Origin of the sequence: Wolbachia endosymbiont of Oedothorax gibbosus, from assembly GCF_936270145.1 — a bacterium.
Taxonomy (GTDB): domain Bacteria; phylum Pseudomonadota; class Alphaproteobacteria; order Rickettsiales; family Anaplasmataceae; genus Wolbachia.
Map to the genome: position 1 here is coordinate 322945 of NZ_OW370537.1, position 21258 is coordinate 344202.

Here is a 21258-nt window from a genome sequence, read left to right on the forward strand (position 1 = left end):
TTTTTTTTCTGCCTGGTAAATTTCTTAAATATTAAAGCTAAGGTTAGTTGCATTTAAAAGCAGCTAAATTGCAGCGTTTAAGACTTAAAAAACGCCAATACTGAAAATAGACAATGACCAGGGCTTCTTTTGCCTTTTTTTTCGCTTGGTAAATTTCTTAATATTTATGACTAAACGACAATCGTCATCCCGCTAGCTGGATCTCTTGTTAGCGGATGAGATACCGCGAATGAATCGTGGTATGACGGTTTGCGGTGGCATCTCGTCATCCCGCTGCTTGTTAGCGGGATCTCTTGTTAGCGGATGAGATACCGCGAATGAATCGCGGTATGACGGTCTGCGGCGGAACGACGGTTCGTGGCGGCATAGCAATTCGTCATCCCGCTGCTTGTTAGCGGGATCTCTTGTTAGCGGATGAGATACCGCGAATGAATCGCGGTATGACGGTCTGCGGCGGAACGACGGTTCGTGGCGGCATAGCAATTCGTCATCCCGCTGCTTGTTAGCGGGATCTCTTGTTAGCGGATGAGATACCGCGAATGAATCGCGGTATGACTGTTAAGTAGGGTGTCATCCAAGTAGCTGACACTGGGATCTATTTTGCATGTAACTCCAATTGTGTTTTGGCATAAAACGCGACGCGTATTAGACTTATTTGCAAGCAAAGCTTGCTAGATCCCAGTGTCAGCTACTCGGATGACAAAAAAAGGGGCTACTGGGATGACAAGAAGAGGGCGCTGCCGTCATAAAGGAACCAGTTTGGATAGGGAGCACTAGAATACAGTAAGCTTATTTATGCATATAAAAGGTTATTATTTTGTAAAGTCAAAGTTGCTTTTGGTTTTAAGTTAAAGTACAATAAATGCAAAGGTTCATATAAACTGGATCCAAGTAGTCAGCTACTCGGATGACATCAGACAAACAGTCGTACACATGTTAATTAGAATAGGCACCAGAGGAAGTAAGCTTGCAGTTGCCCAGGCTTTGGAAGCAAAACAAAAGTTGCTGGATTCTTTTCCTAACTTATCTATTGAAATTGTTAAGATAAAAACTTCTGGAGATAAGTATGCAAACGCAAATCTTGCTGAAATAGGAGGCAAAGGATTATTCATTAAAGAAATTGAGGCTGAATTGCTCGAAAATAATATAGACATGGCAGTTCACTCGCTAAAGGATGTGCCTGCATTTTTCTCAGGGGGTTTAACAATTTCTTGTGTTTTAGAAAGGCTAAGTCCATGCGATGCGTTTATTTCTCATAAACACAATAGCCTTGAGTCTTTGCCACAGCAGGCTACTATTGCCACTTCTTCAATAAGAAGAAAAGTTCAGTTGTTAAATTTTAGACCAGATTTAAATATAGTACCACTACGTGGAAATGTAACAACTAGATTGCAAAATCAAAGTTTTGATGGAATAATTCTAGCTGAAGCAGGACTCATAAGATTAGAAAAACATCACTTAATTACAGAGGTATTGCCACCAAAAGTTATGTTAAGTGCAGTGGGGCAGGGGGCGATTTGTATTCAATGTAGAAGGAATGATGTAAAAATTATCGATCTTTTAGAGAAAATTAATAATAATATGTCTTTTATAAGAGTGAAATCAGAGCGCAGTTTTATGAAAACAGTGAATGGTTCATGCTTTACACCGCTTGCAGCTTTGGCTGAATATGTGAGCGAAAATATGCTACACCTTCGTTGTATGTTGGCAGATGGAAAAAATATATACTTCACTGAGCGCACTTCATTTATAGAAGATGCGGAGAAAATGGGTATGGATGCAGGGTTAGAGTTGAAATCAAAATGCTTATAAGCTTACCTAAAGTACGTGGAATCTATCGTTATGACGTCTTAATGTCTAAAGCGACGTGGTTAAATGTCGGTGGACGAGCTGATGTGTTATTTAAACCATGTGATATTGAAGATTTAACATGCTTGATTAAAAATACTGAACTGCCAGTTAGCGTTATTGGCGCAACATCCAACATAATAGTGCGAGATAGTGGCATTCGAGGAATAACAGTAAAATTGGGTAAGGAGTTTGCATATATTAAAAGTAAGGGTAACAACTCTATTGTTGCAGGTGGTGCTGCGCTGCTTAGTAACCTTGCTTACTTTGCAGGAGAGCAACAAATTAGTGGACTTGAGTTTCTAGTTGGAATTCCAGGAACAGTTGGTGGCGGAATAGAAATGAATGCAGGTGCATATGGTAGTGATATCGCAAGCGTTGTACAATCCATAAAAGCAGTGAACCTAGAGGATGGAAACCTATATGAATTCTCCAGCAAAGAAATGGGATATTTTTATCGTGGACATAGCCTAAAAGGAAATTGGATTTTTGTTGAAGCTGAGTTTAAAGGAGTAAACTCAGAGTATGAGATTATACTCAGCAGGTTAAAGGAAATTGTTGAGAGAAAAAATAAAAGCCAGCCAACGAGAGGAAAAACTGCTGGGTGCATATTCAAAAATCCAAAAAACTACCGAGCATGGGAGTTAATTGATAAATCTGGCTGCCTAGGGCTGAATATTGGTGGAGCTAGAATCTCTCAGAAACATTGTAACTTCTTGCTCAATTACGATAATGCAACTGCATCTGACTTGGAAAACCTTGGCAATAGAGTAAAAGATGCAGTGAAGGATAAATTTAATATTGAACTTGAGTGGGAGATAAGGGTTTTGGGTTGCTATTAGGGCAGTTTTTGTAGCTGCTGTGTTTACTCCAGTTATTTTGTCTATCAATCTGATTCCAAAACAATAAAATTGTTGTACAATGTTACTTTGAAGTTTTATTTTTAATGCATAAGTTTGCAATACTCTTTTCTGTACTGCTTGCGGTAGTTGCTTACTATTTAAATAATGAAGTGATATTTGAAGTAGCAAAGCTATTTAGTGACATATTTATCAGCTTGCTCAAATTAATAAGTTTACCTCTGGTTTTTCTATCAATAGTTTCCACAATTTCAGGGCTCAAGGACTCAATTGAAATTAAAATCTTACTTAAGAAAACACTATTTTATACGCTGCTTACAACTATTATAGCTGCGTTTGTTGCATTATCGTTTTACCTGTTAATAGACCCAGCAAGAAAAAATTTCATAAGTAATACAATAGAGAGTGTTAATAGCAATAACCACAGTTATTTTTCATATTTGAAATCACTCATTCCTTCGAATTTTGTGCAAGTTTTTCTTGAAAATAACGTTATTGGTAGCATATTGATCGCTTTTTTGATGGGTGGAGCTATTATTTCACTTTCAAAAGAAAAGCAGGATATATTACATCAAATATTCTCTGCACTTTTCGATACGTTACTTAAAATTGCTCAAGGGTTATTAAAATTTATTCCGCTTGCTGTTTGGTCTTTTATTACATGTTTTTTGCATGAATTAAAAGGTGGTAACGAGTTCTACAATCTTTTATGGTATTTTGTTTGCATAATGTCTGCAAATTTTGTACAGGCATTTCTGATTTTACCGCTGCTTATGTGGTATAAAGGCATATCACCAATTCAAACGCTAAGGGGGGTTATGCCAGCGTTGACGCTCGCATTTTTCTCTAAGTCATCCAGTGCAACGCTGCCTACAACCATAGACTGTGTGCAAAACAAGCTAAAGGTGCCAAAGAAATTATCATCTTTTATTTTACCAATATGCACAACAATTAACATGAATGCATGTGCTGCATTTATACTAATCACTGTGATGTTTGTTGCAGAAATGAACGGATACGCATTTTCCTTGAGCGAAATGTTGATATGGATTTTTTTAGCTACAGGGGCTGCAATTGGCAATGCTGGAGTGCCGATGGGGTGCTATTTTATGGCAACTAGTTATCTCGTATCGATGAATGTTCCTCTGCATATTATGGGACTGATTTTGCCTATTTACACGATCATCGATATGTTTGAAACTGCAATAAATGTGTGGTCTGATATTTGTATCACTCAGATAATTAATAAAGAATGTAATAGTGAAACTTAAAAAATGATATTAGACGAAAATAACCTAATAATAAAAGAATTTAAAGAAGCAGAAGCAATTTTGCATGGGCATTTTGTTTTATCTTCTGGATTGCATAGCAATACATATATACAATGCGCTAAAATTTTTGAAAATCCAAGCAGAGCCATAAAAGTTTGCGCATTACTGGCAGATAAAATAAAAAAAGAATTAAATAGCTCCATAGATTTAATATTATCTCCTGCAATTGGTGGAATAATTGTGGGTTATGAGATTGGTAGGCAGCTTGGAATGAAGACAATGTTTTGCGAGCGCGTTAATGGTAAGTTCGAATTACGCCGTGGGTTTAAGATCAAAAAGGGTGAGAAAATATTACTTATCGAGGATGTAATAACCACAGGTAAATCTTCGCTTGAAGCAGTGAAATGTGCAGAAGGGGAGGGAGGTAAAGTTGTTGCTGAAGCTTCTCTAATAAAGAGGAATAGTGAAACGAAACTGCCTTTTCCTGTCATATCTTTGATTGAACTGAACATCAAAAATTACAGCGAGAAAGAACTTCCAAGTGAATTAAAACAACTACCCATAACCAAACCTGGGAGTAGGGAATATTTAACAAAGTAATCCTATAATATCTTGGAAGCACAGCTTTAGTTATTTACTCCCAAGTGTATTTTATGTATACTTATTACTAAATTAATTTTGAAATGATAGAAAATGAACGAATTTAAATCGATCCGAAATATAGCAATAATCGCACACGTTGACCACGGTAAAACTACTTTGCTTGATAATATGTTAAAACAAAGTGGTACGTTCCGCGAGAATCAAGAAGTTCAAGAGCGAGTGATGGATAGTGGTGACCAAGAGCGTGAACGCGGAATTACAATACTTGCAAAATGTACATCAATAATGTGGGGCGATGAAAAAATCAATATTATTGACACACCAGGACATGCAGACTTTGGTGGAGAAGTAGAAAGGGTATTGTGCATGGCAGATGGCGTGTTGCTGCTGGTTGATGCTGCAGAAGGTCCCATGCCACAAACAAAATTTGTGCTCTCAAAAGCACTAAAAGCAAATTTGAAGCCAATTGTGATAATCAATAAGGTCGACCGACCAGACAGCAGAATTGATGAAGTATTAAATGAAATATATGAGTTATTTTTTAACCTTGATGCAACCAACGAGCAGCTAGATTTTCCAGTACTCTATGCTTCTGGTAGAAATGGTTGGTGTGCTAAGGAGCTTTCTGATGAAAGAAAAGATTTAAGCCCATTATTTTCAACGGTTATAGATTATATAAAACCTTCTGTTTATGATCAAAATGCCCCTTTTGCTATGTTGGTCACTCTACTTGAGTCTGATAAGTTTCTTGGCAGAATATTGACAGGAAAGGTTTATCAGGGCGTTGCAAAAGTCAATTCGGATCTTAAGGTGCTTGACCTCGATGGCAAAGTAATTGAACGAGGAAGATTAACTAAGTTGCTCTCATTTTCTGGCTTAAAACGCATTCCAGTAGAACAAGCTGTGGCAGGAGACATAATTGCAATTGCAGGGCTTGAAAAAGCTTCAGTTTCTGACACTATAGCAGCACCAGAGGTTACAACTGCAGTGAGCTCAACTCCAGTTGATCCGCCAACAATGGCAATTACTCTGAGTGTGAATGATTCACCTTTTGCTGGACAAGAAGGTACAAAACTTACCTCAACTGTTATAAAGGACCGTTTATATGCAGAGGCAGAAACGAATGTTGCAATTACTGTGACTCCTGCCACAAGTGGTGACGCATTTGAAGTAGGTGGACGTGGTGAGCTGCAGCTTGGAGTGTTAATTGAAAATATGAGAAGGGAGGGATTTGAGCTTTCGGTATCACGCCCTCGAGTGTTGTTTAAAGAAGAAGGCGGTAAAAAACTTGAGCCTATAGAGGAAGTAGTCATTGATGTAGATGATGAATATAGTGGAATTATCATGGAAAAACTCAGCTTCCGAAAAGGTGAAGTGACTGACATGAGACCTTCTGGTAATGGCAGGACAAGATTAACGTTTTTAGTGCCATCAAGAGGATTAATTGGTTATCAAGGAGAGTTTTTAACTGATTCTCGGGGCACAGGCATAATCAACCGTTTATTTCATAGTTATGCTCCACATAGAGGTCCAATTTCTGGAAGGCGTAATGGTGTATTAATTTCTACAGATAAGGGTGAAGCAGTAGCATATGCAATTTTTAATTTGCAAGATAGGGGAATTATGTTTATCAAACCACAGGATAAGGTATATTGTGGCATGGTTGTTGGCCAGCATAGCCGTGACAATGATTTGGAGATAAATGTGCTAAAAGGTAAACAATTAACCAATGTAAGAGCTTCAGGTAGTGATGAAGCCATAAAACTCACTCCTCCAAAGATAATGACACTGGAGGATATGATAGCGTATATAGATGATGATGAATTGGTAGAAGTAACTCCAAAATCTATACGTTTACGCAAGAAATTCCTCGATCCAAATGAACGCAAACGTGCAGGAAGGGCAAAAAATAAGGAGTAATCAGAATGTAATAGTTTAGATTTGATCTGACAGGCAAATAAAGTAAGATAAAAATATGAACAAATTTTAAAGTAATGTCAGGCAACACAAGAAAAAATACTAAAACCAAAGTTGGGATTGCTAAAGCAATTAGGACAGGCGTGTAAGGTAATGAAGGGATACATTTTACCGCTTCAAAGAACTGTATGAAACAGGAGGAGAAGAGTGACCATTCTCGAACCAAAGCTCGTTCTCCACAGACTATGTAAAAGGTTCCATAGAACTATGCAAGATCAATATTATCTTCAGAAAGAAAATTTACACCTCTTTGGCAGAACTTCAGTTAGATATTGGGTGCATTCTTACAATAGATCTCGACCGCATTCAGGTAAATATTGCTATGCAAACCTTTTTTGATAGTATGCATATTGCTTATCAGAAAAATATTGATAGCATTAAACAGGATGCTGATTTTGGTTTTCAATTCTTCTGTCAGTTAATTCACGCCTGTCAGATCAAGTCTAAACTATTACAGTTTTCGGTAAACCTAATTTGGGTTAGCTATAGAATTAAATATTAAAAAACCTTGATTTATAATTAAATAAAGGTGATATAATCTATGTGTTACTTGACTTCAGTCAAGTTTTAATATTTAAAGGTCAATATTTTAAATGGAGGTGAAAATGAGTTTAGGACCATGGCAATTGTTTCTAGTCTTAATAATAATTTTAGTTCTGTTTGGTGCAGGCAAATTACCGCAAGTTATGGGTGATTTAGGAAAAGGCATCAAGAATCTTAAACAGGAGCTTAAGGACTCAGAAAAATTATCGTCTAACGAACCAGATCGTTAGCGTCTTCATACTTCGTGACACGCACTAAGGTGCGTGTCACTCACTTAAAGCATCAATTATTTTTCCGCTTAAGCTGAACGGATGCAAACAGCGAGTTTTACCTTACAGAAAACGACAATATAATTCTTCACACCATTCCAGAGTTATTTTAATCACATATTTAGATGTACAGCAATGTATCCGTTCAGCAGAGTGGTTTAAGAAACGATAGATAGAAGATTGTGAAAAGGGTTTAGCCTCCTCTGTTTCCATGTTAAGTATAACGAAATTATTTGCTCAAGGAATGAGTTTCCTCGTTCTGATTGTGTAAAATATGAATTTTTGCGATAAACGACATAATGCCGTATTTGCCGTTCAGCGTGATTATTTGTCAGCGGCTGGGTCATCTAAAAATTTCCACATCATTCTTTCAGATTTCAAAATATTCTTTGCAACTCGAGACGCTCCAATTGCTTCAGGTAAGCGAGATATTTCCTTCAAATAATACCTTGTACGTTTTCGCAATTTCTTGGCACGTCTAATAAATCTTGAAATATCTATCTCATTTTTTAGTAAAGCTTTTTTCAGTGCAAATAACTCATTGGCTACATTTCTCAAGTAACAGCCCAGAACTTTAACTTCAAATTTCCAACTATGCGCTAATCTTTCAAAATCCCTTGATCCAACAGATTTGCCTTCTTTCATCAGCAAAGTAGTTGTATGCTGCATATCTGTCGGTTACTACCAAGCTATTACGATTGCAGCATACACTATTTTTTAAAACTTTCATTCCCCTTGACTCTGTCAACTTCACAAAACTTGCCGTATTGCTTCAACACCAAGCGAGTTTACCTTTGTTATAATGGCTCGTTTCATCAATATGTAGAACTTTTATCTCTTGTTCGATCTGTTCATACATTTTTTTGCATTTTGAAGCAACTCTATGTTCACTATTTGATATCTTACTATTACCCACAAATATGTGGTTCATGAGCAAGTCTCCATCCTTCTGCTAGATCAAAGAGACGTCTCCACCCTTTCCAAAGAGTAATTGGTCCTGGTTTTGGGTCGCTTTTTCTTGCTAAATGACCTCCAAGTTGAGCAATCCACGAAACGGCTTCTTTTATAGTAGGGGCTATACTTGGACATGGTTTTCTGTGTATTTTAACATATAAAACTTTCCATTCTTCCTCAGCTAATAAGCCAGTACATGGTAATGTTGGGTTAGTTCTTGCAATTGATGTAATAAAGAAAATTCTCCAAGCAATAATGCTCATGACTGTTAAATACCTCATTAATCTTTCTGCTGTTCCAAGTCTACATTCCTCAACTTTGAGACCAGATTTTAAAATCTTATGCAATATCTCTATTTTCCATCTCAAACAATACCAACTAATTTTTTCAACAGCTTCTTCAAAAGTACTGACCGAAAGATTTGTTAAAAGCATCCACTCTAGCGGACTTGCTCCTGGAGGAGAATTTCTTTCAACAACATGAATTGCGTAAAGTTGTAGACTGAATAATGCTGCTGGTTTATATTTTATGTGACCTTCTTTACATTTTATGTGGCTTTCATGTGGACTCATCATAAATTTTCCGAATCTAATTTCTAGAAATGCTGTCCTTTTTTGCTTATCATCTCTAGCAGGGATTTCAACTTCTACTTTTCCAGTGCAAGGAAGACCTTGGATAAATGACCATAATTTTTGCTTATTCCTGGTATACATAAATTTTTTATTTACATTTCTGTTGTGACGAGCTCTTACTAAAATTGCTGAGTTAAGATTATGTGCAAGTTCAAAAAAATCATGTATATCTGCTTCTCTGTCACATACAGTTATAACCTCTGTTTGGGTCTGATCTATAATATTATTTGTTTTCTTTAAGCTTTCTAGCCATTTCATACTTTCTTTATCCTCAATATGAACGTTACTACGATGACTCTTTAGTCTTTTTTCTTCTTCAGAAATTGGTGGCCTCGAGTAAATCTTTTGATCCAATATTCCTAGTACCAAACCTTCCGTACTAACAGCAAGGGCTGTATGCATTACTGTACCTTTACCTCCTTTCCCAGCAATACTTCCCAATCCGCTTGTTTTTTTATGACTTGAGTATGAAATATAAGTTGTATCTTGAATTACAAGGACTCTTTTATGAGCTTTTGTTCTTTCAACTGTTTTATCAATGTGTGAAGCTAGAATATCAACTTCTTTTACGTTCTCATTTTGAAAAAAACGATATGCAGCTTTTGCTTCTGACCAACTTCCGCATGCCTCATTAATTGAGCTTTCAGGTGAACCTATCACACTATTAGCAATATTCACTAATCTTTCGGTCAATCTTTTATCTCCAAGTGAAGCATCTCCAAATTCATTTTTAGCCCACTCATTACTCTCGTTTGCCATTTTTATACCATCAATATTTGCAAACTCTAATATTGTAATACTTTATTCATAAGTACATCTATATTTGTGGGTAATAGTAAGATTTGATATGCTACCGACGCTTATGTTCAAATTGAAGATATCATTTATGATGCTAGCTACTTCGCGCTTTGAATTTTTATAAAACCCACTGAGTGCTGCAACTACTGACTTAACCCTTGGGCCAAATGTATCTGGCGTAACACCCTCTGGTAACTTGCTACTCCTTCTTTTTCCGCATCTCTGACAACGGCCATGTTCCAACTATTACATAAGCCTTAATCTCCGGAAGATCTACTTTCTGATGAATATAAGGTTTTTCGCATATTGCAATCTTCCCTCCGCATTCGCAAGTAGGTGACAACTCTATCTTTATCACCTCATCTGCTTCCATTTTAGCACGATAATTACCCTTATGCCCAACTTGACCACCAATCTTTCTTTCGCTTTTTGGCTTTTCCTTTTTCATTTTGTATAATTCTTTTGAACTGGGAATTGATGAGTTTTTTGAATTTAAACCTAGCCTTTCCTTTAATTCAGCGTTCTCTATCTTTAAAGCCTCATTCTCTGCTTTTAAACTTTCATTCTCTCTTTCCAATCTTTCTATTTTTGCTTCTAACTTTTCTATTTTTTGCTGTAAATTTTTGCAAAGTTCTAAAAGGTTTACCATACTACCTCATATTTACCCTATGATTATCTTTATTATCTTGCTTTGTCTACCTTATTTTGCCGCTCTGCTGAACGGACACACAATTAATTCTATACTTGCCGCTGTTTTTCTTAGTCGATTAAAAAGTCAGTTGCCAGGAAAAGCAGACGACAAACCTAGAACCTGTTTAAATGATCCAACAGCGGACAACCAATTACAAAAATCGCTGTAATGTCAAGATATTTCTTCCTTGAGTTGTGCAATTCTAGCTTGAGGGAGGCCGGTCGTTTGTGAGATGATATCAATGGAAACACCAGCCTTAAGTAGGTTTCTTGCGACTTCAATATTCCTCTCTTCTCTGCCTTTTTCATGACCGATAAGGATGCCTTCTTCTTTGCCTATGAGGATGCCTTCATGAAGTTTTTCTTCAAGGGTAGATAAATAATCATCGGTACGTTTCTTAGCTTGATCATAAGCAAGACGTTCTTCTTTACTCCAATTATATTGGTTTAACTCATCATAAGCCTTACCAATAATGACATCACTACCTATTATTTTTTTTAGATCCTCTTCGCTCGTTTCATCTGCGTGCTTAAAAAAATAGATCCACTTTTCAACAATATTTTCTAATTGATCTTCTTTTGTTTTGTTAAATTTTGGTAGCTCTATAAAAGTGAAACTAAAGTCTTTGAGATCATGTTCAAAGGTCATCTTATCAAAAGTAACGTGATCAGACTTATAAGCCAGCTTATTAGGAAATAGGATAAAATCAGCAATAGCAATAAAGATAACCCCTTTAAGATCATGATACTGGTCACCTACATCAGCTTGACTTGAATAAGCTTTGGCAGCGTAGTATTGGGCACGTTTCTCAAATCCCCTTGTTTTAGCGACTTGCATCTCAATGATGGTTTTGACCCCTGTAGAATCAACACAGAGAACATCAACAATGCTTTGCTTTTGAGAGGCAATGACAGGGTCTTGAATGGGACTGAGAAAGGAGACATCTTTAATCTTATTGTCATCGGTAAGACCTAGTATATCATTAAGAAAGTGAATAAGAATATCTTTGTTTTTTTCGGTACCAAATATTCTCTTAAATGCATAATCATTTCGCACATTGAGAAATTTCGAAAGAGCCATGAGAAACCAACCTAAAAAGCATTAACAATTATACACAATTCTGAAGAAATATTCAACTTTTTTATATTGAAATCTTGTTTTTTTAAGCTTCGAGAAAAAATGACCTTCAGAGGTGGGCTTAGAATCTCATTCTCTGCTTTAGACGTCCTTTTATACATCTTCTATCAACCCTTTTGTAAAGTAGCTTAAAAGGCTAGCAAATGGATATCATGAATTTAGCAACTATCGAAGATACCCTTCAATAGCGTTTATTCTTCTCCCAGGATTAATTTATTGTTATCTAAGTGAGGAAAGTCACCTCTCCCCACTCGACTTCAGAACCTTACTATTACCCATAAATCTATAAATGGTGAAAAAGCTGCTTTTTACTAATTCAACTTTCTACTATAAATAGATCTATGGTCTAAAAATGGAGATATATGATGAAAGGAAATATAAGCACCTCAACTGGTGAATGGGCAGAAAGTGAATTTGGAATTGTTAATTTTGGTGATAAAAGATTAAGTAAAAGGCTTTTAAAAATAGTTAATAGTTTTGCTGAATCACCTGAACGTTCAATAAATCAAGCTTGTGAAGATTGGCACCAAAGTAAAGCAGCTTATAGATTTTTCCAAAACGATGCCATTTCTGAAAGAAAGATATTAGACAGTCATATAATTAGAACTGTTGAAAGAGCTAAAGAATACTCAACTATCTTAGCTATCCAAGACACGAGTTATATTTCATATAAAAATCATAAAAAGACTGAAGGATTAGGGATTATAGCAGCAAGGTTAACATCTAAAACAACTAATTTTAAAACCCATGATGCATACAACGTTTGCAGTTACAACAGAAGGACTACCTATAGGATTATTGGATCAAAAAATTAGTACTAGACCCTCCTTAGCTGAAGACCTAAAAGAGTTGAAAAGAAGAAGCCATAATACTGCTGTTCCCATAGAAGAGAAAGAAAGCATAAGGTGGATAGAATCACTTAAAGATTCTACTAATCATCCTGGATTAAAGGATATCAAGGTAGTTACCGTCTGTGACAGAGAAGCAGATATGTATGATTTATTTGAAGTTGCTTCCACTAATCAATCTCTTTTTGTAGTAAGAGGAAATCAAAACAGAACAGTAAATAAGAAGTCGACTTATTCTGAAAAAGGTGGTGAAAGGTTGTGGGATTTGCATATCTTGTCAAGGAGAAATACAAGTGAATATTCCAGCTCGCGATGATAAACCTCAAAGAACAACAGTTTTAGAAGTAAAGTTTAGTAACTTTGTAATGAATGCATCAAAAAATAACGCTAGACGCAAAACCCAAAAGCTTCCTAATTTAAGTTTAAATGCTGTCTATGTTATAGAAAAATATCCCCCATTTGGCGAAGAGCCCATGAACTGGATTTTGTTAACAAATATAAATATTAATAATTTTGAAGAAGCAGTAGAAAAAATACAATGGTATTGCTTAAGATGGAGAATAGAAGTTTTTCATAAAATTTTGAAATCCGGTCTTAAAGTGGAAGAATGTAGGCTCCAAACAGCAGATAGATTGATCCGCTTTCTTACAATTATGAGTATAATTGCATGGAGAATATTTTTTATCACATTGGTAGCTAGCGAATCTTTCTTGCACTGTCATACTGACTAATGACGAATGGAAGGTTTTATATACCAAAATGCTTAAGACAAAAAACTATCCTGAGACCCCACCACCCATAAGAGAAATTGTGAGGTGGGTGGCCAAGTTAGGAGGGTTTTTGGCTCGCAAAAATGACTTAGCTATAGCTTTGTGGAAGGGATGGAAACGTCTCTTTGATTTAGCAGAAGGATGGAGACTTGCTCATGTATTCTATACTTGTGGGTAATAGTAAGGTTCTGAAGTCGAGTGGGGAGAGGTGACTTTCCTCACTTAGATAACAATAAATTAATCCTGGGAGAAGAATAAACGCTATTGAAGGGTATCTTCGATAGTTGCTAAATTCATGATATCCATATAAAAAAGTTGAATATTTCTTCACAATTGTGTATAATTAATAATGCTTTTTAACTTACTTTCTCATGGCTCTTTCTAAGTTCCTCGACCCCAAAAATGATGTCGCATTTCGGCGTATCTTTGGCACTGAGAAGAATAAAGATATCCTAATTCACTTCCTCAATGATATTCTGGGTTTTGCTGGCAAAAATGCAATACAGGGTATAGAGTTTTTAAGTACTATTCAAGACCCTGATATTGCCTCTAAAAAGCAAAGTATTGTTGATGTCCTCTGTAGAGATTCTTCAGGTATTCAGTACGTTTGCGAGATGCAGGTCGCTAAAACCAAAGGCTTCGAAAAACGTGCCCAATACTATGCAGCTAAAGCTTACTCAAGACAAGCTGATAAAGGTGATCAATACCAAGACCTTAAGGAAATTATCTTTATTGCTATAGCAGATTGTGTTTTATTTCCTGATAAGTCTGAGTATAAATCAAAGCACACTATTCGAGATGAAGACACTAATGAGCACGATCTAAAAGATTTTTACTTCATATTTATTGAATTGCCAAAATTTCCAAAAACCAAAGAGGATCAGCTTTCAAGTATAGTCGAGAAATGGGTTTACTTCTTTAAATATGCAGATGAGACTAGCGAAGAAGAGCTGGAAAAAATAATAGGTAGTGATCTAATAATTAAAAAGGCCTATGAAGAGCTAAATAGATTTAACTGGTCAGAAAAAGAATTTATTGCTTATGAACAAGAAATAAAACGTATTCTTGATGAACAGGCTGTCCTCGCTCAAAAACTTGATGATGCTACTGAAAAAGGTAGAGAAGAAGGTAGACAAGAAGGTAGACAAGAAGGCATCCTTATCGGACATGAAAAAGGCAGAGAAGAAGGTATTCAAATTGGTGAAGAAAAGGGCGAAAAACAGGCTAAAATAGCAGTGGCTAAGGAAATGCTTGCTGATAAAATGAGTATTAATACTATTGCTAGATTAACAGGATTGCCCATCAGCGAAGTTGAAAAATTGAAAAAGTAATTCAAGTATCTTAATCAATAGTTAGTCTGTTAATGTTATCCTTTACCCTTAATTTATAATAGTTAGAGGTAAAGGTATGGCTAAAGGAAATAATGCTCTATTAATATTTGACTTTGACAACACTATTACTAATGGGCACATGCATGGTGTTTTCTCTGGTAGATATTCCGGAATCAAAAAAAGTGATTATAATTCTGCTGCGGAAGATGCAGTGACTGATGACGATATAAGAAAATTTCTAGAGGATACAGGCGGAATAAAAAATGAGGAGAAATTAAAATCTGTATTACAATCTGCAATTTCAAACGGAATAGAAGTGAATATTGCATCATTCACAAGCTATCCAAACGCTGTGAAAAGGGTTGTAGAGAGCCATTTAGAACAAGCAGGCAATGTTTCTATATTTGGCCACTTTCCAAAACATTATGATTCCAAGCTACCAAAGGGAAACCATCGAGAGCAATTCGGAAAGAATTTGCATATCTGTAAGGCAATTATGGAATATAAAAACAAGCATGATGAGTTACCAAAAACTGTGATGTTAGTTGATGACGATGAAAACAATATTAATAAGGTTAATGAGTTTGTTAAATCAATGAGCGAAAGAGAGGGATGGCTTAAAGAAAATGGTCTTAATATTAAAGATATAAACAATATTGAATTTAAAGGTGTGCGAGTACCTAAAGAAAAAAATAGCAGAATAGTAGAAGGTGTTGATTATCTAAAAAAAGTACAAGAATTTATTAGTCCTAATTTAGTACAAGAACCAATTTATGAAAATTTGAAGAAAGAAGAACCTATATACCAAAATCTTCAGAAACAATTATCTGAAGAAAAGTCACCATCCTTTAAATCTGAAAACTCAAATGTGGAAGCTAAACCACCATTGCCTCTAAACGAAGAACAAATACTTGATTTCATGAACTCCTCAAAAGAGATGATTGAAGCAGTTCTTCCTTACTCTCAATCGCTAGATCTAGAAAGTCATATGGAAAAACTAAGCAAATCTCTTAAAAAAAATGGTTTTTCTGGAGAAGCAAATCATGCCATTTGCAGTTTATTTGAAGATAAAGTAATAGAAGCGATAATGGATCAAGGTGATATGGTAACTAAAAGTGGAAAAAATCTTCGTATTAATTCATCTTTTGATCGCAAAATTGATAAAAAAATAGTTAAAGACTCTCGAACTCAAATCATGGCTCAGGTTGAGGAAAAAAAGAAAGAAATTAAAGATTTTGCTAGTGAAGATCCCCAGCTAAGGAAAAAAATATCAGAGTTATTGAATGTTAATTCGCAAAAGACGGATGTAAACTCAAATTACGTAACCATAAACCAGTCTGAAGGGCAACAAGCAGCAGCATCTCCTAGAAGGTATATAAAAGTTGCACAAGATAAAAATATAGGCAGTAACCCTACTGGAATAGATAAAAGAGAAAAAGGTAAAAAAACTGATTTAGGAAGTAAAATATTGAGTTATATACCATGGAGAACAGCACTAATGCTTGCTGCCTTTGCTATTCCAGTTGCTGGTCCTATTGCTGGCACAGCTGTTGGAACTTTTTTGTACGGCAACTATAGAAACAATAATAGAACTGAAAACTCTGCTGCCACAAAGGAAAATAGAGCAGAAAGTGCAAAACCAAGTCTCACAAAGAAATTCTTGTTTAGAGCTGGTACTATTGCAATTGGTTTCCTTTTTGGAGGGCCGATTGGTGTTGTAATCGCTTTAGGTATTAGACTTCTTTCAAAATTGAGGGAGAGAGAGTAAGATCAAGTATTTGGAAGCATGAAATATAAGGAAATAGAAAAGTTAGAAGGAGAAAAGTTTCGACGTTTAACGGGGGTAAAAAAATCAACATTTAAGAGAATGGTAGAAATTCTAGATGAGGAGGATAAAAGGAAAAAAGCTAGAAGTGGAAGAAAAAGCAAACTTTGTATAGAAGATAGATTACTTATGGCACTGGAATATATGAGAGAATATCGTACATATTTTCATATAGGACAAAGTTATGGCATGAGTGAAAGCAACTGTTTTAAAATAATAAGGTGGGTAGAAGACACATTAATAAAACATCCAGATTTTGCATTACCAGGAAAAAAAGATCTATTAAATAGTAATGTAGAATACGAAGTTTTGGTAATAGATGGAACTGAAACAGCAGTAGAAAGGCCAAAAAAAAGCAAAAGCGCTTTTACTCTGGAAAGAAAAAAAGGCATACTATAAAAACACAAATAGTAACAGAGAAGAAGAGTAAAAAGGTCGTATGTACATCTTTCTCCAATGGTAGAAAACATGATTTTCGGATGTTTAGAGAATCAAAGATAGCAATATTACCGCAAACTAAGATCCTAGCTGATTCTGGTTACAGAGGAATGCAAAAGATACATAAAAATGTTGAATTACCACATAGAAGATCAAAAAAGAATCCTTTATCAAAGGAGAAAAAAGCAGAAAATAGATCTCTCTCTATACGAAGAGTGGTAGTTGAAAACGTAATCGGCTTATTGAAAAGGTTTAAAATCATTTCTGACAGATATAGAAATCGACGAAAACGTTTTGGCTTAAGATTTAATTTGATTGCCTCTATTCACAATCTTACTATTACCCACAAATATGTGGTTCATGAGCAAGTCTCCATCCTTCTGCTAGATCAAAGAGACGTCTCCACCCTTTCCAAAGAGTAATTGGTCCTGGTTTTGGGTCGCTTTTTCTTGCTAAATGACCTCCAAGTTGAGCAATCCACGAAACGGCTTCTTTTATAGTAGGGGCTATACTTGGACATGGTTTTCTGTGTATTTTAACATATAAAACTTTCCATTCTTCCTCAGCTAATAAGCCAGTACATGGTAATGTTGGGTTAGTTCTTGCAATTGATGTAATAAAGAAAATTCTCCAAGCAATAATGCTCATGACTGTTAAATACCTCATTAATCTTTCTGCTGTTCCAAGTCTACATTCCTCAACTTTGAGACCAGATTTTAAAATCTTATGCAATATCTCTATTTTCCATCTCAAACAATACCAACTAATTTTTTCAACAGCTTCTTCAAAAGTACTGACCGAAAGATTTGTTAAAAGCATCCACTCTAGCGGACTTGCTCCTGGAGGAGAATTTCTTTCAACAACATGAATTGCGTAAAGTTGTAGACTGAATAATGCTGCTGGTTTATATTTTATGTGACCTTCTTTACATTTTATGTGGCTTTCATGTGGACTCATCATAAATTTTCCGAATCTAATTTCTAGAAATGCTGTCCTTTTTTGCTTATCATCTCTAGCAGGGATTTCAACTTCTACTTTTCCAGTGCAAGGAAGACCTTGGATAAATGACCATAATTTTTGCTTATTCCTGGTATACATAAATTTTTTATTTACATTTCTGTTGTGACGAGCTCTTACTAAAATTGCTGAGTTAAGATTATGTGCAAGTTCAAAAAAATCATGTATATCTGCTTCTCTGTCACATACAGTTATAACCTCTGTTTGGGTCTGATCTATAATATTATTTGTTTTCTTTAAGCTTTCTAGCCATTTCATACTTTCTTTATCCTCAATATGAACGTTACTACGATGACTCTTTAGTCTTTTTTCTTCTTCAGAAATTGGTGGCCTCGAGTAAATCTTTTGATCCAATATTCCTAGTACCAAACCTTCCGTACTAACAGCAAGGGCTGTATGCATTACTGTACCTTTACCTCCTTTCCCAGCAATACTTCCCAATCCGCTTGTTTTTTTATGACTTGAGTATGAAATATAAGTTGTATCTTGAATTACAAGGACTCTTTTATGAGCTTTTGTTCTTTCAACTGTTTTATCAATGTGTGAAGCTAGAATATCAACTTCTTTTACGTTCTCATTTTGAAAAAAACGATATGCAGCTTTTGCTTCTGACCAACTTCCGCATGCCTCATTAATTGAGCTTTCAGGTGAACCTATCACACTATTAGCAATATTCACTAATCTTTCGGTCAATCTTTTATCTCCAAGTGAAGCATCTCCAAATTCATTTTTAGCCCACTCATTACTCTCGTTTGCCATTTTTATACCATCAATATTTGCAAACTCTAATATTGTAATACTTTATTCATAAGTACATCTATATTTGTGGGTAATAGTAAGACTAATAACCTTACTATTACCCACAAATATGTGGTTCATGAGCAAGTCTCCATCCTTCTGCTAGATCAAAGAGACGTCTCCACCCTTTCCAAAGAGTAATTGGTCCTGGTTTTGGGTCGCTTTTTCTTGCTAAATGACCTCCAAGTTGAGCAATCCACGAAACGGCTTCTTTTATAGTAGGGGCTATACTTGGACATGGTTTTCTGTGTATTTTAACATATAAAACTTTCCATTCTTCCTCAGCTAATAAGCCAGTACATGGTAATGTTGGGTTAGTTCTTGCAATTGATGTAATAAAGAAAATTCTCCAAGCAATAATGCTCATGACTGTTAAATACCTCATTAATCTTTCTGCTGTTCCAAGTCTACATTCCTCAACTTTGAGACCAGATTTTAAAATCTTATGCAATATCTCTATTTTCCATCTCAAACAATACCAACTAATTTTTTCAACAGCTTCTTCAAAAGTACTGACCGAAAGATTTGTTAAAAGCATCCACTCTAGCGGACTTGCTCCTGGAGGAGAATTTCTTTCAACAACATGAATTGCGTAAAGTTGTAGACTGAATAATGCTGCTGGTTTATATTTTATGTGACCTTCTTTACATTTTATGTGGCTTTCATGTGGACTCATCATAAATTTTCCGAATCTAATTTCTAGAAATGCTGTCCTTTTTTGCTTATCATCTCTAGCAGGGATTTCAACTTCTACTTTTCCAGTGCAAGGAAGACCTTGGATAAATGACCATAATTTTTGCTTATTCCTGGTATACATAAATTTTTTATTTACATTTCTGTTGTGACGAGCTCTTACTAAAATTGCTGAGTTAAGATTATGTGCAAGTTCAAAAAAATCATGTATATCTGCTTCTCTGTCACATACAGTTATAACCTCTGTTTGGGTCTGATCTATAATATTATTTGTTTTCTTTAAGCTTTCTAGCCATTTCATACTTTCTTTATCCTCAATATGAACGTTACTACGATGACTCTTTAGTCTTTTTTCTTCTTCAGAAATTGGTGGCCTCGAGTAAATCTTTTGATCCAATATTCCTAGTACCAAACCTTCCGTACTAACAGCAAGGGCTGTATGCATTACTGTACCTTTACCTCCTTTCCCAGCAATACTTCCCAATCCGCTTGTTTTTTTATGACTTGAGTATGAAATATAAGTTGTATCTTGAATTACAAGGACTCTTTTATGAGCTTTTGTTCTTTCAACTGTTTTATCAATGTGTGAAGCTAGAATATCAACTTCTTTTACGTTCTCATTTTGAAAAAAACGATATGCAGCTTTTGCTTCTGACCAACTTCCGCATGCCTCATTAATTGAGCTTTCAGGTGAACCTATCACACTATTAGCAATATTCACTAATCTTTCGGTCAATCTTTTATCTCCAAGTGAAGCATCTCCAAATTCATTTTTAGCCCACTCATTACTCTCGTTTGCCATTTTTATACCATCAATATTTGCAAACTCTAATATTGTAATACTTTATTCATAAGTACATCTATATTTGTGGGTAATAGTAAGACTAATAACACTGCACCAACAACACCAGCTACAATTGGTTGAATTGATGATTTTTCGAGACTATTTCTTCTTGAGTTGTTCAATTTCAGCTTTAGGAACGCCAAGCTACTAGGTCAACAGATACTCCAACCTTAAGTAAGTTTTTTGCCACTTCTATTTCCCCTATTTTTTTACCCTTTTCTTTATTAATCTGTATTCTTTTGGATACCGACATAATTAATGAATAAAATTTATCACGTATTTCTTCATCCTCAATTTTGTTATACTCTCTCACTAAATCTAGTACTCCATTTTCTCCTTCTCTATCTTCATTACTTCTTTCAATTTCAACGTTGCCTTTTTCTATTAGTTCACTCGTTTTTGGCAGTAGAGTTTTAGCGTGCGTTGACAATTTGTCTGCTATGTTAAGTAGTTTTCCTATTTTCATGATATGGGTTCCTTGCTCATAGCGTCTTATTTGACCACCTGTTAAACCGACTTTATTTCCTAAATCCTCCTGACTACATCCCCTTGCTAGCCTCCAGTCTTTCATATTTTCCCCTGTTTTATAGGCTATAAAATTAACTATCTCTGTTTTATTATGTTTCTCAAGTTCATCTTTAGACAAGCCTGTTGTTTGGAGGATGACATCAACAGAAATACCAGCTTTAAGTAGATTCTTTGCTACTTTAATCTTTCTTGCTTTTTTACCTTCTTCTTCACCCATCTGGATAGATTTGTTTAATGCAGAGGCCATCTTACATAATTCCTGGTTTCTAAATTTTTTACATTCTCTAACTATATTTAATGTTTTTTCTACCTTATCTTCAATTTTCTCTGATATCGTGGATTCAGGTAGTAGTTTTGCCATATCAATCATTAGTTCCACTACTATCATACAGAATGTAATGATTGAAATCGGATTTTCCCCTCGCTCATATCTGGACATTTGCTTCTCTAATACTCCGATTTTACTTCCTAAACCTGCCTGAGTATATTGTTGCTTTTCCCTCTCATGTTTTATCTTTTTCCCTACTTCATAGTCTGTAGTCATGTCTCTTTAAAACATTTTGAAACAAATATATACTCTTTT

General features: G+C 35.4%; 13 protein-coding genes and 6 pseudogenes. 12 read left to right on the top strand and 7 right to left on the bottom strand.

What is annotated here, in order from left to right:
• Window positions 1-933: 933 nt before the first annotated feature.
• The 8 genes and pseudogenes from hemC to tatA all read left to right on the top strand — a co-directional run bounded on the left by hemC (window position 934) and on the right by tatA (window position 7332).
• Window positions 934-1812: a hydroxymethylbilane synthase gene (gene hemC / locus NBW37_RS01695; RefSeq protein WP_250296668.1), complete on the top strand. Its 879-nt coding sequence runs from the start codon at window positions 934-936 to the stop codon at window positions 1810-1812.
• On the top strand, window positions 1803-2690 hold the full coding sequence (murB, locus tag NBW37_RS01700; RefSeq protein ID WP_250296669.1) for a UDP-N-acetylmuramate dehydrogenase: 888 nt from the start codon (window positions 1803-1805) through the stop codon (window positions 2688-2690). The genes hemC and murB overlap by 10 nt, the downstream gene beginning before the upstream one ends.
• A gap of 104 nt (window positions 2691-2794) precedes the next feature.
• Window positions 2795-3979: a dicarboxylate/amino acid:cation symporter gene (locus NBW37_RS01705; protein ID WP_250296670.1), complete on the top strand. Its 1185-nt coding sequence runs from the start codon at window positions 2795-2797 to the stop codon at window positions 3977-3979.
• A gap of 3 nt (window positions 3980-3982) precedes the next feature.
• Window positions 3983-4579, top strand: a complete 597-nt coding sequence (gene pyrE, locus NBW37_RS01710; RefSeq protein ID WP_250296671.1) for an orotate phosphoribosyltransferase — start codon at window positions 3983-3985, stop codon at window positions 4577-4579.
• Between the two features lie 93 nt (window positions 4580-4672).
• Entirely contained in the window at window positions 4673-6502 is a 1830-nt protein-coding gene (gene typA, locus NBW37_RS01715) for a translational GTPase TypA (RefSeq protein ID WP_250296672.1), read from the top strand.
• A 96-nt stretch (window positions 6503-6598) separates the two neighbouring features.
• Window positions 6599-6707 (top strand): annotated as a pseudogene (locus tag NBW37_RS01720) (helix-turn-helix domain-containing protein); the annotation flags it as partial.
• Window positions 6700-6968: pseudogene (locus NBW37_RS01725) on the top strand (integrase core domain-containing protein); the annotation flags it as partial. The pseudogenes NBW37_RS01720 and NBW37_RS01725, both read left to right, overlap by 8 nt.
• A 196-nt stretch (window positions 6969-7164) precedes the next feature.
• On the top strand, window positions 7165-7332 hold the full coding sequence (gene tatA, locus NBW37_RS01730) for a twin-arginine translocase TatA (RefSeq protein ID WP_250296673.1): 168 nt from the start codon (window positions 7165-7167) through the stop codon (window positions 7330-7332).
• 197 nt (window positions 7333-7529) lie between these two features.
• Here tatA and NBW37_RS01735 read toward each other — a convergent pair.
• From NBW37_RS01735 to NBW37_RS01750, 4 genes and pseudogenes are all read right to left on the bottom strand, one after another.
• A pseudogene (locus tag NBW37_RS01735) lies at window positions 7530-8293 on the bottom strand (IS66 family transposase); the annotation flags it as partial.
• Window positions 8280-9716 (bottom strand): IS4 family transposase, encoded by a 1437-nt coding sequence (locus NBW37_RS01740; RefSeq protein WP_250295910.1) that lies wholly within the window; start codon window positions 9714-9716, stop codon window positions 8280-8282. The pseudogene NBW37_RS01735 and the gene NBW37_RS01740, both read right to left, overlap by 14 nt.
• Window positions 9717-9797: 81 nt before the next feature.
• A pseudogene (locus tag NBW37_RS01745) lies at window positions 9798-10404 on the bottom strand (DUF6444 domain-containing protein); the annotation flags it as partial.
• 213 nt (window positions 10405-10617) lie between these two features.
• Window positions 10618-11526 (bottom strand): Rpn family recombination-promoting nuclease/putative transposase, encoded by a 909-nt coding sequence (locus NBW37_RS01750; protein WP_250296674.1) that lies wholly within the window; start codon window positions 11524-11526, stop codon window positions 10618-10620.
• 419 nt (window positions 11527-11945) lie between these two features.
• Here NBW37_RS01750 and NBW37_RS01755 point away from each other — a divergent pair.
• The 4 genes and pseudogenes from NBW37_RS01755 to NBW37_RS01770 all read left to right on the top strand — a co-directional run.
• Window positions 11946-13379, top strand: a pseudogene (locus tag NBW37_RS01755) (IS4 family transposase).
• A gap of 193 nt (window positions 13380-13572) precedes the next feature.
• A complete protein-coding gene (locus NBW37_RS01760) occupies window positions 13573-14532 on the top strand; it encodes an Rpn family recombination-promoting nuclease/putative transposase (protein WP_250296675.1) in 960 nt (319 codons plus the stop codon).
• A 76-nt stretch (window positions 14533-14608) separates the two neighbouring features.
• A complete protein-coding gene (locus NBW37_RS01765) occupies window positions 14609-16300 on the top strand; it encodes a hypothetical protein (RefSeq protein ID WP_250296676.1) in 1692 nt (563 codons plus the stop codon).
• A gap of 18 nt (window positions 16301-16318) precedes the next feature.
• Window positions 16319-17136, top strand: a pseudogene (locus NBW37_RS01770) (IS5 family transposase); the annotation flags it as partial.
• On the opposite strand, the gene NBW37_RS01775 reads toward NBW37_RS01770, so the two are convergent.
• The 3 genes from NBW37_RS01775 to NBW37_RS01785 all read right to left on the bottom strand — a co-directional run bounded on the left by NBW37_RS01775 (window position 17135) and on the right by NBW37_RS01785 (window position 21219).
• A complete protein-coding gene (locus NBW37_RS01775; RefSeq protein WP_250295910.1) occupies window positions 17135-18571 on the bottom strand; it encodes an IS4 family transposase in 1437 nt (478 codons plus the stop codon). The pseudogene NBW37_RS01770 and the gene NBW37_RS01775 sit on opposite strands and share 2 nt — an antisense overlap.
• Before the next feature lie 97 nt (window positions 18572-18668).
• Window positions 18669-20105, bottom strand: coding sequence for an IS4 family transposase (locus tag NBW37_RS01780; RefSeq protein WP_250295910.1), 1437 nt, complete (start codon window positions 20103-20105; stop codon window positions 18669-18671).
• Window positions 20106-20277: 172 nt separating this feature from the next.
• Window positions 20278-21219: a helix-turn-helix domain-containing protein gene (locus NBW37_RS01785; protein ID WP_250296677.1), complete on the bottom strand. Its 942-nt coding sequence runs from the start codon at window positions 21217-21219 to the stop codon at window positions 20278-20280.
• Window positions 21220-21258: the final 39 nt, after the last annotated feature.

Excerpts from the sequence above, each read along its gene's own strand:
- NBW37_RS01785 (WP_250296677.1), bottom strand. The coding sequence starts at position 21,219 with ATGACTACAGACTATGAAGTAGGGAAAAAGATAAAACATGAGAGGGAA.
- NBW37_RS01780 (WP_250295910.1), bottom strand. The coding sequence starts at position 20,105 with ATGGCAAACGAGAGTAATGAGTGGGCTAAAAATGAATTTGGAGATGCT.
- tatA (WP_250296673.1), top strand. The coding sequence starts at position 7,165 with ATGAGTTTAGGACCATGGCAATTGTTTCTAGTCTTAATAATAATTTTA.
- hemC (WP_250296668.1), top strand. The coding sequence starts at position 934 with ATGTTAATTAGAATAGGCACCAGAGGAAGTAAGCTTGCAGTTGCCCAG.
- NBW37_RS01740 (WP_250295910.1), bottom strand. The coding sequence starts at position 9,716 with ATGGCAAACGAGAGTAATGAGTGGGCTAAAAATGAATTTGGAGATGCT.
- murB (WP_250296669.1), top strand. The coding sequence starts at position 1,803 with ATGCTTATAAGCTTACCTAAAGTACGTGGAATCTATCGTTATGACGTC.
- NBW37_RS01775 (WP_250295910.1), bottom strand. The coding sequence starts at position 18,571 with ATGGCAAACGAGAGTAATGAGTGGGCTAAAAATGAATTTGGAGATGCT.
- NBW37_RS01765 (WP_250296676.1), top strand. The coding sequence starts at position 14,609 with ATGGCTAAAGGAAATAATGCTCTATTAATATTTGACTTTGACAACACT.
- NBW37_RS01760 (WP_250296675.1), top strand. The coding sequence starts at position 13,573 with ATGGCTCTTTCTAAGTTCCTCGACCCCAAAAATGATGTCGCATTTCGG.
- NBW37_RS01705 (WP_250296670.1), top strand. The coding sequence starts at position 2,795 with ATGCATAAGTTTGCAATACTCTTTTCTGTACTGCTTGCGGTAGTTGCT.
- NBW37_RS01750 (WP_250296674.1), bottom strand. The coding sequence starts at position 11,526 with ATGGCTCTTTCGAAATTTCTCAATGTGCGAAATGATTATGCATTTAAG.
- typA (WP_250296672.1), top strand. The coding sequence starts at position 4,673 with ATGAACGAATTTAAATCGATCCGAAATATAGCAATAATCGCACACGTT.
- pyrE (WP_250296671.1), top strand. The coding sequence starts at position 3,983 with ATGATATTAGACGAAAATAACCTAATAATAAAAGAATTTAAAGAAGCA.